14 protein-coding genes and 1 pseudogene are annotated in these 12914 nt (G+C 73.6%); 8 read left to right on the forward strand and 7 right to left on the reverse strand.

Annotated elements, in window-relative coordinates; translation table 11 throughout:
* The 3 genes and pseudogenes from ACWEOZ_RS33870 to ACWEOZ_RS33880 all read left to right on the forward strand — a co-directional run.
* Positions 1-1078 (forward strand): hypothetical protein (locus ACWEOZ_RS33870; protein ID WP_451914757.1); only part of this gene is annotated, 1078 nt, incomplete at its 5' end.
* A 205-nt stretch (positions 1079-1283) separates the two neighbouring features.
* A complete protein-coding gene (locus ACWEOZ_RS33875) occupies positions 1284-1412 on the forward strand; it encodes a hypothetical protein (RefSeq protein WP_360547664.1) in 129 nt (42 codons plus the stop codon).
* Between the two features lie 124 nt (positions 1413-1536).
* Positions 1537-2280 (forward strand): annotated as a pseudogene (locus tag ACWEOZ_RS33880) (SDR family NAD(P)-dependent oxidoreductase).
* A 16-nt stretch (positions 2281-2296) separates the two neighbouring features.
* Here the strand turns inward: ACWEOZ_RS33880 and ACWEOZ_RS33885 are convergent.
* The 3 genes from ACWEOZ_RS33885 to ACWEOZ_RS33895 are packed head-to-tail and all read right to left on the reverse strand — an operon-like array spanning position 2297 to position 5542.
* A complete protein-coding gene (locus ACWEOZ_RS33885; RefSeq protein WP_451914758.1) occupies positions 2297-3247 on the reverse strand; it encodes a VWA domain-containing protein in 951 nt (316 codons plus the stop codon).
* The gene (locus ACWEOZ_RS33890; RefSeq protein WP_451914759.1) at positions 3244-4257 is read right to left on the reverse strand and encodes a DUF58 domain-containing protein; all 1014 of its coding nucleotides are present in this window, start codon (positions 4255-4257) and stop codon (positions 3244-3246) included. The genes ACWEOZ_RS33885 and ACWEOZ_RS33890 overlap by 4 nt, the downstream gene beginning before the upstream one ends.
* Positions 4258-4267: 10 nt before the next feature.
* A complete protein-coding gene (locus ACWEOZ_RS33895; RefSeq protein ID WP_451914760.1) occupies positions 4268-5542 on the reverse strand; it encodes an AAA family ATPase in 1275 nt (424 codons plus the stop codon).
* A gap of 276 nt (positions 5543-5818) precedes the next feature.
* Here ACWEOZ_RS33895 and ACWEOZ_RS33900 point away from each other — a divergent pair, with 276 nt between their 5' ends.
* From ACWEOZ_RS33900 to ACWEOZ_RS33915, 4 genes are all read left to right on the forward strand, one after another.
* Positions 5819-6049: a hypothetical protein gene (locus tag ACWEOZ_RS33900; protein ID WP_451914761.1), complete on the forward strand. Its 231-nt coding sequence runs from the start codon at positions 5819-5821 to the stop codon at positions 6047-6049.
* 9 nt (positions 6050-6058) lie between these two features.
* On the forward strand, positions 6059-6580 hold the full coding sequence (locus tag ACWEOZ_RS33905) for a PH domain-containing protein (RefSeq protein WP_451914762.1): 522 nt from the start codon (positions 6059-6061) through the stop codon (positions 6578-6580).
* Positions 6581-6717: 137 nt separating this feature from the next.
* Positions 6718-8379 (forward strand): PH domain-containing protein, encoded by a 1662-nt coding sequence (locus ACWEOZ_RS33910; protein ID WP_451914824.1) that lies wholly within the window; start codon positions 6718-6720, stop codon positions 8377-8379.
* Between the two features lie 10 nt (positions 8380-8389).
* Positions 8390-8782 (forward strand): thioesterase family protein, encoded by a 393-nt coding sequence (locus tag ACWEOZ_RS33915; protein ID WP_451914763.1) that lies wholly within the window; start codon positions 8390-8392, stop codon positions 8780-8782.
* Here the strand turns inward: ACWEOZ_RS33915 and ACWEOZ_RS33920 are convergent.
* The 4 genes from ACWEOZ_RS33920 to ACWEOZ_RS33935 all read right to left on the reverse strand — a co-directional run bounded on the left by ACWEOZ_RS33920 (position 8779) and on the right by ACWEOZ_RS33935 (position 12084).
* Positions 8779-9177, reverse strand: coding sequence for a hypothetical protein (locus ACWEOZ_RS33920; protein WP_451914764.1), 399 nt, complete (start codon positions 9175-9177; stop codon positions 8779-8781). The genes ACWEOZ_RS33915 and ACWEOZ_RS33920 overlap by 4 nt on opposite strands.
* Positions 9128-10189: a sigma-70 family RNA polymerase sigma factor gene (locus ACWEOZ_RS33925; protein WP_451914765.1), complete on the reverse strand. Its 1062-nt coding sequence runs from the start codon at positions 10187-10189 to the stop codon at positions 9128-9130. Before ACWEOZ_RS33925 ends, ACWEOZ_RS33920 begins: the two co-directional genes overlap by 50 nt.
* A gap of 21 nt (positions 10190-10210) precedes the next feature.
* Positions 10211-11032 carry an alpha/beta fold hydrolase gene (locus ACWEOZ_RS33930; RefSeq protein WP_451914766.1) on the reverse strand — a complete coding sequence of 274 codons (822 nt, stop codon included), beginning with the start codon at positions 11030-11032 and terminating at the stop codon, positions 10211-10213.
* A 113-nt stretch (positions 11033-11145) separates the two neighbouring features.
* The gene (locus tag ACWEOZ_RS33935; RefSeq protein WP_451914825.1) at positions 11146-12084 is read right to left on the reverse strand and encodes a carbohydrate kinase family protein; all 939 of its coding nucleotides are present in this window, start codon (positions 12082-12084) and stop codon (positions 11146-11148) included.
* Positions 12085-12201: 117 nt separating this feature from the next.
* Between ACWEOZ_RS33935 and ACWEOZ_RS33940 the strand changes: the two genes are divergently transcribed.
* Positions 12202-12876, forward strand: coding sequence for a superoxide dismutase family protein (locus ACWEOZ_RS33940; RefSeq protein ID WP_451914767.1), 675 nt, complete (start codon positions 12202-12204; stop codon positions 12874-12876).
* Positions 12877-12914: the final 38 nt, after the last annotated feature.

Consider the following 12914-nt stretch of genomic DNA (forward strand, 5'->3'; position numbering starts at 1 on the left):
CTCCACCGCAACACCCCGGCCCGCCGCCGCTGAGCGGGGTCGCGGGGCGCTCGCGCGGTTGCTGCGTCCGGCCGCCTTCCTGCTGGCCGGGTGGGCGCTGGTCCTCTTCGTGGGGGCGGCGCTGGGCACCCCCACCGCGACGCTGCGCACGATCGCCGGCCTGGTCGTGAGCCCGCTGTGGTTCCTGCTGCCCTATCTCGCCCTGCGCGCCGCTACCGGCCCGCTGGGCCGGGTCGTCCGCCGGCTCGGGGTGGCGGCCGTCCTGCCGCCGCTCGTGGCCGTCGCGGCCGGGGATCTCGGACTCCTGCCGGACCTCGTCGTGATCCCGGCGGCGTGGTCGATCCCCTGGCTGCTCGGCATGATGCTGGCCGGCAGCGACCGCCGCCGCGCCCGGGTCGCCACCGGTCCGCCCGACGGCGTGCCGCGCCGGGCCGCCGGCCCGCGGGTCGCCGTCAGCCTGCCTGTGGGCGCCGGCCCGTCCGCAGGCACCCGCTCGCCCGCAGGCACCGGCCCGTCCTTAAGCACCGGCCCGTCCGTGGGCGCCGGTCCCTGGGTCGGCGCCGCGCTCGCCTGCAATGGCGCCGCAATCCTGGCCGCGCTGATCCTCATCGGCGGCTATCCCGTCAGCGCGGTCGGAGTCCCCGGCGGCGGACGGTCCAACCTCGACCCGCCCACCCTGGCCGCCGTCGCGCTGGCCGTCACCCAGATCGGTGTCTTTCTGATGCTGCGCGGACCGTTGGCCCGGCTCCTGCGCCACGATCGGGTCCGGCGCCCGATCACCGCCCTCAACCGGGCCGCCGTCCCGGTCTACCTCGGCCATCAGAGCGTGCTGCTGGTCGTCGCCGGCGCCGCGGCCCTGCTCAACCCCGCGATGCCCGGCCTGCTGACCGCCCCGGACAGCGCCGGCTGGGCCTGGGAGCGCCTCGCCTGGCTGCCCGTGCTGGCCGGCATTCTCGCGGTCGCGACACGTGGGCGACACCACGGTGAGCCCGATTACCTTAAGCCCCGCTTAAGAGGTACGCTCTTCGACGGTTCCCGAGCCCGGACTACTCACGGAGGTGATCGCTGTGCGAGATAGCGATCCTCCTAGTCGTGGCCGGGCCGTTCGTCAGCCGCTCTGACCTCGACCGCCGCGCGTCTTCACCGGCGTGCGCCCCGAGCCTGACCCGCTGACGCAGCAACCCTTCCCGCTCCAACCGCCCTGTGGCTCCGTCTGTCTGCCGGAGCCGGGTGGTGTCGTGCCGCGCCGCGACGGGAGCCGGATGCCGGCCGCGACGAGCCGTGTGCGCACTTTCCCCGTCGGTCACCACCGGAAAGTCACAGCCATGGGTAAGTTCGTCGCTCCCCTCACCTTCACCATCGCCGCCGCCTGGGTGGTCGTCCTCTTCGTCCTCGTCCACAGCACCCCCTGACTCGGCACCCGCACCACGGGACCCACATCGAGACTTGCCGAAGCCGCAAAGGAGTTCGGACGACCGGGCCGGCGACCGCGATAGTGCCGGGGACGACTGAACACCGACGCGGAAGGCGTGTTCCATGTCCCCTCACCTCGACGGCCGCACGGCGCTCGTCACCGGATCCACGAGCGGCATCGGCCGCGCCGTGGCCGACCTGCTCGCCGAGCGCGGCGCTCATGTGCTCGTCTAGGGTCGCGACGCCGGGCGAGGAGGCGCGGCAGTCACGCGGATCCGCGACCGCGGCGGTCGTGCGGATTTCCTGGCGGCCGACCTCACGACGACGGCAGGAACAGCCGGGCTGGCCGACCGCGCCCTCCGCGTCACCGGTCAGGTCGACATTCTGGTCAACAACGCGGGAGTCTTCACGTTCGGGCCGACGGCGGCGACGACCGAGGCCGCGTTCGACACCATGTACGCGCTGAACGTCAAGGCCCCGTACTTCCTGGTGCAGTCGCTGGTCCCGGCGATGATCGAGCGTGGCTCCGGAGCGGTGGTCAACATCCTCACCGGCGCGGCCCATCGCGGCTCCGTGGCCGCGGGGCTGTACGGCTCCAGCAAGGCGGCCCTGCTGCTCCTGACCCAGGGCTGGGCCGCGGAGTTCGGGCCTGCCGGCGTACGCGTCAATGCCGTCAGCCCCGGTCCGATCCGACCCGAGGGCACCGGCGGCGGCGCCGGACTCGAATCCGTCGCGGCGGCCCTGCCCGCCCGGCGCCTCGGCGACCCGCGAGAAGTGGCGGCCGCCGTCGCGTTCCTCGCCGGGGACGAGGCAGCCTACGTGCACGGGGCAGTGCTGCCGGTCGACGGCGGCGCGATCGCGGCCTGATCGGCCCCGCGCCCGGTCAGGGCAGGCGTGAGGTCCAGAGCAGACTCATCGCCCCGGCGAGGAGCCCGAGCAGCAGAGCCACCCCGGCGTACCACTGGGTGACCTCACGGGGCTCGATCCGGTGGCCGATCGAGCTGCCCATGTCCTCGTACACCTGCTTGAGCTCCGAGACCGACGCCGCCTCGTAGAAGTAGCCCTTGGTCTTGTCCGCCAGCTGCTGCAGCGACAGCCGGTCCACCGGCACCCGCTGCAGCTGGCCGCGGATGTCGACCACTCCGGTGTCGGTGCCGAAGGCGATCGTCGAGACCGGCACGTTGGCCGCCTCGGCCGCCGCCGCCGCGTCCTCGACCGAGCGGCCCGACGTCCGGTAGCCGTCCGAGAGCAGCACGATGCGGGCCGGCGGCACGCCGTCGGCACCGTCGGCCGGGACCGTGCGGATCGCGTCCAGCGAGGTGAAGACCGCCTCGCCGGTCGCCGTCGCCTCGGCCAGGGTCAGCCCGTCGATGCCGGCGAGCACCGCGGCGCGGTCCTTGGTCGGCGACACCAGCACGTTCGCCGCCTTCGCGAACGAGACCAGGCCCAGGTTGTACGTCGGCGGCAGCTCCTGCACGAACGCCTTGGCCGCCTCCTGGGCCGCCTCGATCCGGTTCGGCTGGACGTCGTCGGCCTCCATCGACAGCGACACGTCGATGGCCAGCATCACGGTCGCCCGTTCCAGCGGCTCCTCGCGGTCGATCGACGGCCGGGCCATCGCGAACGCCAGCGACAGCAGGCTCAGCAGGAAGGCGCCGGCGGCCACGTGCCGGCGCCAGCCCAGGCCCTTGGGCGCCAGGGTGCGCAACAGCTCCACGTTAGTGAACTTCATCGCGTACGTGCGGCGGCGGAACTGCCGCAGGACGTAAGCGCCCGCCACCAGCAGGACGGACAGGACGGCGAGCAGCCACCACGGCTGCAGGAAACGGATCATCGCGTTGTCCCCCGGGTGCGTGCGTGTCGTTGGGCGGCCACAAAACGGACGACGTCGAGCAGCCAGTCGGTGTCGGTGCGCAACCTCAAGTGTGCGGCACCGGCGGCCCGGAGCGCCCGGGCAATCTCGCCGCGCTGGTTGCCGGCGGCCTCGGCGTACCGGGCCCGCAGCACCGGATCGGCCGTCTGCACCTCGTGCAGCACGCCGGTCTCCGGGTCGGCCAGGGTCAGCACGCCGACGTCCGGCAGCTCCAGCTCGCGCGGGTCGACGACCTCGATCGCCAGCACATCGTGCCGGACCCCGAGCTTGCGGATCGGCCGGGACCAGCCCTCGACCGGCGCCAGGAAGTCGGAGATGACCACGGCGACACCCCGGCGGCGCGGTGGCCGGTTCAGCATGTCGATCAGCTCACCCAGGTCGGTGCGTCCGGGCCGGATCCGGGTACGGGCGATCGCGCGCAGCAGCCCCTGCGCCTCCTTGCGGCCGGGCCGGGCGGGCATCCGCACCATCGGCTGGGTCTGCGGTGCCGGGGTGCTGGGCTCCCGCCGCCGGCGCCAGCTGAAGCCGCCGGACGGCCGGGCGGGCAGGCCCGAGCCGGTGCCCACGACCGCGCCGATCCGGTTCCCGCCGCGTACGGTCAGGTGCGCCATCGCCGTGGCCGCCGCGAGCACCAGGTCGCGTTTGAGCATGGTCGCCGTGCCGAAGTCGAGGCTGGCCGACAGGTCGACGGCCATCCACGTCTCCAGTTCACGGTCGGCGACCGTGCGCCGTACGTGCGGAAGCGTGGTCCGGGCCGTGACCGGCCAGTCCATCCGGCGCACGTCGTCGCCGGGCCGGTATTCGCGGCTCTCCCCCGCCTCGCTGCCCGGACCGGGCAGCAGCCCCGCGTAGTCGCCCTGCAGCAGACCGTCCAGCTTGCGGGTGACCAGCAGTTGCAGGCGCGACAGGACGGCCTCGGCGCGGGCCGTGCTCGCGTCCTTGACCACGGGCGGGAGGTCGGCGGTCGTCACGAGCCGGCCGTCACTGCTGTCCCGGCCAGGCCGGCTGCTGCGGCAACGAGTCGAACGCCGGACCGCCGCTGGCCGGCACCGCCGACACCGGGTGGCCGTTGGGGTGGGCGCCGGAGTGCCCGTTGGGCGAGGTGCCCTGCCGGGAGGCGACCGACGGCATCGGCACGCTGGCCATGATCCGGGCGACGATGTGGTCGGCCGGGATGTCGTCGGCCAGCGCGTCGTAGCTGAGCACCAGCCGGTGCCGCAGGATGTCCGGGGCGATGTCCTGCACGTCCTGCGGCAGGGCGTAGTCGCGGCCGCGGAGCAGGGCGAGGGCCCGGGTGGCGCGGACGATGCCGAGCGAGGCGCGCGGGCTGGCGCCGTACTGGATCAACTGGGCCACGTCGGGCATGCCGTGCTGGGCCGGCGCGCGGGTGGCCAGCACCAGCCGGACGGTGTAGTCGACCAGCGCGTTGTGCACGAAGACCTGGTCCGCGCGGCGCTGCAGGGCGAGCAGGTCCGCCGGGGTGAAGATCGCCTTGGGCTCCGGCGGGCTGACGCCCATCCGGTAGACGATCTCGCGTTCCTCGGCGTCGGTCGGGTAGCCGACCAGGATCTTCATCAGGAAGCGGTCGCGCTGCGCCTCGGGCAGCGGGTAGACGCCCTCCTGCTCGATCGGGTTCTGGGTCGCCATGACCAGGAACGGGTCCGGCACCGCGTGGGTCTGGCCGCCGATCGACACCTGGTGCTCGGCCATGACCTCGAGCAGGGCCGACTGCACCTTGGCGGGCGCCCGGTTGATCTCGTCGGCAAGCAGGAAGTTGACGAAGACCGGGCCGAGCTCGACGTCGAACTTCTCGCTCGACTGCCGGTAGATCCGGGTGCCGACGATGTCGGCGGGGACCAGGTCGGGGGTGAACTGGATGCGCGAGAAGGAACCGCCGACGACCCGGGCCAGGGTCTCGACCGCCAGCGTCTTGGCCACGCCGGGCACGCCCTCGAGCAGGCAGTGCCCGCGGGCCAGCAGCGCGACGAACATCCGCTCGACCATCCGGTCCTGGCCGACGATGACTCGCTTGACCTCGAACATGGCCCGTTCCAGCTGGGTGGCGTCCTGGGCGGGCGGCACCGGCCGGCCCAGCTCGGGCCGCGCCTGCTCGGGCCGCGCCTGCTCGGGCCGCGCCTGCTCGGGCCGCGCCTGCTCGGGCCAGCCCTGCGCCGGCCGGCTCGTCTCCGGCCGGGCCTGCTCGGCGTTGCCCGGATCGGCGCTGCTCGTGCCCTCGGGCATGGTCGGCTCGGCCACCGGTCCTCCATCGAGTTCTGCGGTTCTCAGGTCGCGCCGGCACGGGTGCCGACGCTCAAGACTTACACGACCACGCTGGGAGCCGTCGGGCAGAGGCGGATTACCCGCCCGCCACGCGGCGAGGATGTCGATCTTTCTGCGCGATGCGCTCGAACGGGCACCTCCAGCGGGTAGACGCGGCACCGGCGTGAGCGTGTAACATTCAGCCCGTCGCCGGGCGACTTCCCCCGTGGTCGCCCGGCGCTCTAACCCCTCCCACCGGATAGTGTTCTCCCCATGGTTGAGGGGCTCGAGGAGCTTTCACCCCAGTGTTCGCGCAAGGGCTGCCGTGCGCCCGGCGCCTGGTCGCTGCGCTGGAACAACCCCAAGCTGCACGACCCGGCGTACCGCAAGACCTGGCTGGCCTGCGACGACCACCGTGAATACCTCACCGATTTCCTGACCGCGCGGGCATTCCTGCGCGAGGTCACCCCGTTCCGGGCGCCGCAGCGCGACAGCTCCGCTTAGGCTTTCAGCGTGACCGAGCCCAGCGCCCCGGCGCTTGCCCCGACCGACCCGCTCGAGCCGTGGCCCGACACGGTCGAATGGCGGCCGGTCTCCCGCAGCCTGATCACTGTGGAATTGATCAACAGGGCGGTCTGGGTGGTCATCGTCCTGGCCGGCCTGACGGTCGGCGCGGTCCTGACGGACCACTGGATCTGGCGGGCGGCCATGGCGGTGGTCGTGGCCGTCGCCGTCTGGCGCTCCCTGGTGACGGTCCGGGCCGTCAAAGCCTGGGGGTACGCGGAACGCGACAACGACCTCCTGGTCCGCCACGGCCTGGTGATCCGCCGGCTGTCGATCGTGCCGTACGCCCGCATGCAGTTCGTCGACGTGACGGCCGGACCGCTGGAACGCGCGTTCAAGCTGGCCACCGTCCAGCTGCACACCGCCTCGGCAGCCAGCGACGCCAAGATCCCCGGCCTCCCGCCGGAGGAGGCGTCCCGCCTGCGCGACAGGCTGACGGCGCTGGGCGAGGACCGGGCCGAAGGCCTGTGACCGCCGCCTACTCCCGCCCCCAGCCGGACCCCGGACCAGACGAGGCCGCCGCAGCCGCCGGGCCCTCCGATGCCGCCGGCCCGTCCCACACCGCCGAGCCGTCCGATGCCGCCGGCCAGGCGGCCCCCGCCGACGGAGTGCATGCCGCCGACCGATCGCTACTCGCCGCTGACCCGTCCGCCGTCGCCCAGCCGCCGGCCGCCCTCGAGCCCGGCGGGCCGGCCGGCCAAGCCAGCCCACCCCCGCCCGCCCCTGAGCCGAATGGGCCGCCCACCGAGGCCGGGCCGCCCGCGGACGGGGTGGTCGCAGAGCCCCGGCGGCGGTTGCACCCGCTCAGCCCGCTGCTCAGCGGCGCCAAGTCCATCGCCGTCATCGTCGCCGCCCTGAGCTGGCAGACGTTGTCGCAGGTCGGCATCGAGCGCTTCGCCCTCGTCGTGGCCGTCGTCGCGGTCGGCGTGGTGATCTTCGCGGTGATCGGCTGGCTGAACACCGGCTATCACGTCGTCGGGCGGGAGCTGCGGATCCAGGACGGGCTGCTCTGGCGGCGCAACCGGGCCATCCCGCTCGACCGGTTGCAGGCCGTCGAGATGCGGCGCCCGTTGCTGGCCCAGCTCACCGGGCTGGCCGAGCTGCGGCTCGAGGTGGTCGGTGGCGGCAAGACCGAGGCTCCGCTGGCGTACCTGAGTGTCCGGGAGGCCGCCGCGCTCCGGCAGCGGTTGCTTGCGCTCGCCGGCCGTACCCCCGGGGTTGTTGTTGCTCCGGGCTCCGCGGAGCCGGCGGTGGCCGCGCCCGAGCGGCCGCTCTTCCGGGTCAGCAACCGTGACCTGCTGATCAGCCAGCTGCTCACCCCGCAGGCTTTCCTGCTGCCGGTCGGCGTCGCCTTCGTGGTGATGCAGTTCGTGCTCGAAGGGTCCTGGACGTTCGTCGGCATCGCCAGCACGGTGACCGCGATGGCCGGTGTGCTGCTGCAACCGGTCCGGCGGGTGCTGCAGGACTGGGACTTCCGGCTGGCCCGCGACCCCGACGGGCGGCTCGCGGTGCGCTTCGGGCTGCTGGAGACCCGCAGCCAGATCGTGCCGCTGAACCGGGTGCAGTCCATCGGGGTGACCTGGCCGCTGCTCTGGCGGGCCAAGGACTGGCTGCACATGCGCCTGGACATAGCCGGGTACGCCGGCCCGCAGTCGAACGACGACAAGCGCTCGGACCGCCTGCTGCCGGTGGGCGTGTTCGCGGCCGGCCGGCAGCTGGTCTGGGAGGTGCTCCCGGGCGTCGACCTGGCCGCGCTCGCCACGCTGCCGCCGCCGGACCGGGCGCGCTGGCTGCACCCGTTCGCGCTGCGGTCGTTCGGCACGGGGCTGACGCCGGAGGTCTTCGTCGCGCGCTCCGGGCTGCTCACCAAGGAGCTGACCATGGTCCCGTACGCGCGGCTGCAGAGCGTACGGGTCGTGCAGGGGCCGGTGCAGCGGATGTTGCGCCTGGCCACCGTGTACGCCGACACCGCGGGCGGCCGGTCCGGGGTGGCTCAGGACCGCGACGTCGACGAGGCGTGGTGGCTCGCCGAGCAGCTGTCGATCCGCGCCCGTCACGCCCGGGCCGTGGCGGCGCAGGCCACCGGGCCGCAGCAGCCGATCCTGGCGCCGGCTGTCCAGGGCCCGTCCTTCGCCGGTCAGCCCGCGGCCGGCCAGGGGGAGCAGACGGTCCGGGCCGACTCTACCGATCCCGGTCCGGCGCCCGCGGTGCCTGTGGATGACGCTGTGCCTGTGGATGACGCGTACTGGCGCCGGCCGTCGCAGCCCTAAGCTGTGTCGCATGGAGCTACCGGAGTTCTCCCCCGGGCTCAGCGCCCGGGTGGAGCTGACCGTCACCGACGCGGACACCGCCCAGGCGCTCGGCTCGGGTGACGTGCCCGTGCTCGGCACGCCCAGGGTGCTCGCGCTGGCCGAGGCCGCCACGGTCGCCGCGACCGCGCGCCAGATGCCGGGCGGCGTCACCACGGTCGGCGTCCGCGCCGAGGTCGAGCACCGCGCGCCCACCCCGCTCGGGCGCCGGGTCACCGCGCTGGCCACGCTGGCCAAGGTGGACGGTCGCAAGCTGCTCTTCGACGTCGTGGTGCGCGACGGTGAGGAGCTGGTGGCCGAGGTCCGGGTCGAGCGGGTGCTCCTGGACCGGCAGCGCTTCATCGCCAAGGCCCTCGGCGATTAGGTGAGCAGCGCCTCGAACGGCGCCAGCGGCACCACGCCCTCGACCTGACGGGCCAGTTCCTCGTCGAGGGTCACGAAGGCGTCGGCCTGCAGCTGCGCGACGGCCACGTATTCCGCGGCGACCGTGTCGTCCCAGCCGAGCTGCTCGGCCACCCGCCACGCGGTCTGCCGGGAGACCCGGTCGCCGAGCAGCCGGATCTTCATCGTGGTGATCCCGTCGAGCAGCGCCCGCGCGTCCGCTGCGGCGATCTCACCCTGCCGGGTCTGCCGGTAGAGCAGGGAGAGCGCCTGGGAGCGGAGCACGTTGGGGGCGACGAGCTGGTGGTCGGCGGCCACCGGCACGCCGTCACGGACGAGACGGATCGCGGTGGGGGCGTCGATCGTGTATCGCGTCATGACCCATCTTGGCCTGCGGGCTCGCTACCGGCAGCCCGAAGGCCGCGAAGTGTTCCCCGCCCAGGAACGAGGTGATCTCCGCGATCCGGTCGTCGCGCAGGGTCAGCACGGTGATCGCCCACGCCCGCCCGTCGAGGTACTGCGCGACCGCGGGCTGCCCGTTCGCGGTCACCGTCACGTTGTGCCACGAGCCGCACGAGCTCAACGGCACCCGGGCCGCGAAGTCGGTGACGGCCGCCAGCCCCGCGTACCAGTGCGGCAGCGGCGGCATCGCCCAGGTCACGTCCTCGGTGAGCAGCGTGACCAGGCCGTCGACGTCGCCGCGTTCCAGGGCCGCCGAATATCCGCTGACGATCTCCCGGAGCCGCGCGTCGCCGAGCTTGCGCAGGGTCTGCTGCTGGCTGGGCGCCGGCACCTTCGCCGCCACGATCGCCCGGGCCCGCTGCAGCGCGCTGTTCACCGACGCGGTCGAGGTCGCCATCACCTCGGCGATCTCGGCCGCCGTGAAGCCGAGCACCTCGAAGAGCAGCAGCGCCGCCCGCTGGTTGCCCGGCAGGTGCTGCAGGGCGGCGACGAACGCGAGCTCGACCGCCTCGCGCTGCTCGTAGCGCGCGTCCGGCCGGGCGCGGCCCAGCTGCCCGTCCGGGTACGGCCCCAGCCACGCGACCTCGTGCGACGGCACATCACCGAGCACCGCCCGGGGACTCGACGGCCCGACGTCGACGGGCAGCGCCCGCCGTCCCCGCGCCTCGACCGCGTCCAGGCAGGTCCGGGTGGCCACGGTGTAGAGCCACGAGCGCAGCGAGCTGCGGCCCTCGAACCCGGCCAGCCCGCGCCACGCCCGCAGCAGCGCGTCCTGCAGCGCGTCGTCGGCGTCGTGGGTGGAGCCGAGCATTCGGTAGCAGTGGGCGTGCAGCTCCCGGCGAAACGGCCCGACGACGCGGTTGAACGCCTCGTCGTCGCCGTTGCGGGCCCGGGCCAGGTCGGCGGGTTCGGCGCGGGTGTCACTCACCTCACGAAGTGTGCCCGACGGTCAGCCTTCCAGGACGGCCCGCAGGCGTACCTCGAACGCCGCCGGGTCCTCGGCGAAGCCGATGTGGCCGCCGGGGAACATGGTGGGCGCGAGGCCGAGGCCCGCGGCGAGCGCCCGGGACGCCCGGTCGCACAGCTGCCCGGTGGAGTCCTCGCCGATGCCGACCACGATCCGCGTCGGCACCGCCCGCAGCCGGTCGAGGTCGGGCACCCACCGGGCGGTGGCCCGCAGCATGTGGGCGAACTGGAAGTGCTCGTCGGCGACGGTCTGCGGCGAGCGGTCGCTGAGGAACACCTGCTCGATCATCTCCGGCGGGAAGGGGATGTTCGCCGTCCGCAGGAACCGGACCCAGGCACCGAGCACGTCCCCGGCCAGGTACGTGGCGACCATGTCCTCGGTGGCGGCGTACAGCTCGGCGCGGTCCTCCAGCAGCTCCTCCAGCGGCGGTTCGTGGGCGATCACGGTGTGCACCAGCTCGGGCCGGGTCTGCGCCAGGGCCAGCACGCTGACCGCGCCGCCGCTGGAGCCGAGCGCCACGGCCGGTCCGGCGTCGACGTGGGTCAGCAGCCGGGCCAGGTCGTCGGCGCGTTCCTGCGGGGTGGAGTCCCGGTCGGGGTGCTCCGCCGTGCTGCGGTTGATGCCGCGGGGGTCGGTGGTCAGCACGGTGTGGTCGCGGGCCAGCAGGCCGGCGAGCGCCTCGAACGAGCGGGCGTCCATCGGCGCGCCGGCCAGCAGCACGAGCGGGCCGCTGCCGCGTACCTCGTGGTGCAGCCGGGCGCCGGGCACGGCGAGCTGCTGGGCGGTGACGGGAATCGTGGTCATCGAGGGTCCTCCGGACGCGGTCGGGATGCGTTGTCCGAGAGGTGACTCCCACCGCGCCGCCGAATCATCGCTCGCGGCGAACTTTCTTCCCGGTGCGCCGGGCACCGGCCGCGTTACAGCAGCGCGCCCCAGCGGGCGGTGAGCTCCTCGGCGGTCGGCATCGCCACCGCGCCGCCCGTGCGTTCACAGACCAGGCCGGCCACCGCCAGCGCGAAGCGGACGTAGCTCTGCCAGCCCTCGGGCGTGGCCGGTACGCCGTCGGCCAGCAGGCGGCGGACCAGCGCGCCCATCACCGAGTCGCCCGCGCCGGTGGCGTCCACCGCGTCGACTGTCGGCGCCGGCAGCATGACCGTGCTCGACCCGGTGGCCACGTACGCGCCCTTGGAGCCGCAGGTCACCACGACCGCCTTCGCGCCGGTCTTGAGGATGCGCTCCGCGGCGGCGGCCGGGCCCGCGCCGTCCCAGAGCACCTCGGCGTCGGCTGAGCTGAGTTTGACCAGGTCGGCGGTGGCGAAGAACTCCTCGACCAGGTCGCGCAGCTCGCTGACGGCGGCGCCGTCGGGCAGCAGCTTCGGGCGTACGTTGGGGTCGAAGACCTTCAGCGGCCCCGGGATCGCCCAGGCCTTGCGGGCCGCGGCCCGGAACGGTTCGCGCATCAGGCTGATCGACCCGGTGTAGAGCACGGCGGCTCCGGCCACCACCTTGTCGTCGACGTCCTCGGGGCGCAGCAGCGCGTACGAGGGCGGCTCGCCGTAGAACTGGAAGGTCGGCTCGGCGCCCTCGAAGGTCGTCACAGCCAGCGTGGTCGGCACCGGTACGCGCTTCAGCCCGGTCGTGCCCACCCCGATCTGGCGCAGGAACGCGGCGATCCGGTCGCCGAGGGTGTCGTTGCCGAGCGAGCCGAAGTACTGCACCTCCCCGCCGAGCCGGGTGACGCCGACCGACACGTTGAGCGGGGCGCCGCCGATCGCCTGCCGATAGATCAGCTCGCCGTCGCGCTCGGTCTCCAGCAGATCCACCAACGCCTCACCGAGCACCACCGCGTAGCCCATCCGGATCCCCTCCACGTAACGCCGCACCGATGCCGTCAGCCTTACGCCCAGGACGCGAGAAAGCCAGCCACTCCCGAATGCTCGCCCGTTTTGTGGTTGTTTGACAGAATTCAAGCTATGCATTCGCGCGCTTTCGCCCTGCCCCTCCTGCTCACCGCAACCCTGACGGGCTGCACCGGCCCGGGCGGCACGGCGACCGGGTCCGCCGCGTCGCTGCCGCCGGGCTCGACGCCCTGGCTGGTCAGCGGCGCACCGAGCCCGGCACTGCCCTCGTCGGCGCCTTCTCCGGACGACCTGGCGGCTCCGCTGGTGGAGGGCACCGTCTCCGGCACCTTCCTGCCGTTCCCGCAGAGCACGCGGGCGGTCACCTACGACCCCAAGGTGGTCCCGCCCGGTGCGACGGCCCAGCTCACGATCTCCCGGACGGCCACGGGCACGACGGTACGGCTGACCGCCGGCGGCCTGGTCCCGCGCCGGGCGTACGGGGCCCACCTGCACACCCGGCCGTGCACCGCGACACCGGAGGACGCCGGCCCGCACTACCAGCACAGTCCCGACCCGAAACCGCCCTCGGTCGACCCGGCCTACGCCAATCCGCGCAACGAGGTGTGGCTCGACTTCACCGCCGACACGCGCGGCGGCGCCTCGGTCACCGCGAAGCAGAACTGGACCTTCGACGAGGTGGAGCCGGCCCGCTCGTTGATCGTGCACGCTGAGCACACCCGTACCGCTGCGGGCAAGGCCGGGACGGCCGGACCGCGCGTGGCCTGCCTCACCCTGGGCAACGGGTGATGCCGGGCTGCTCTTGATCTTGGGGAGACGGTAACGTC

Source organism: Actinoplanes sp. NPDC004185 (genome assembly GCF_053603475.1).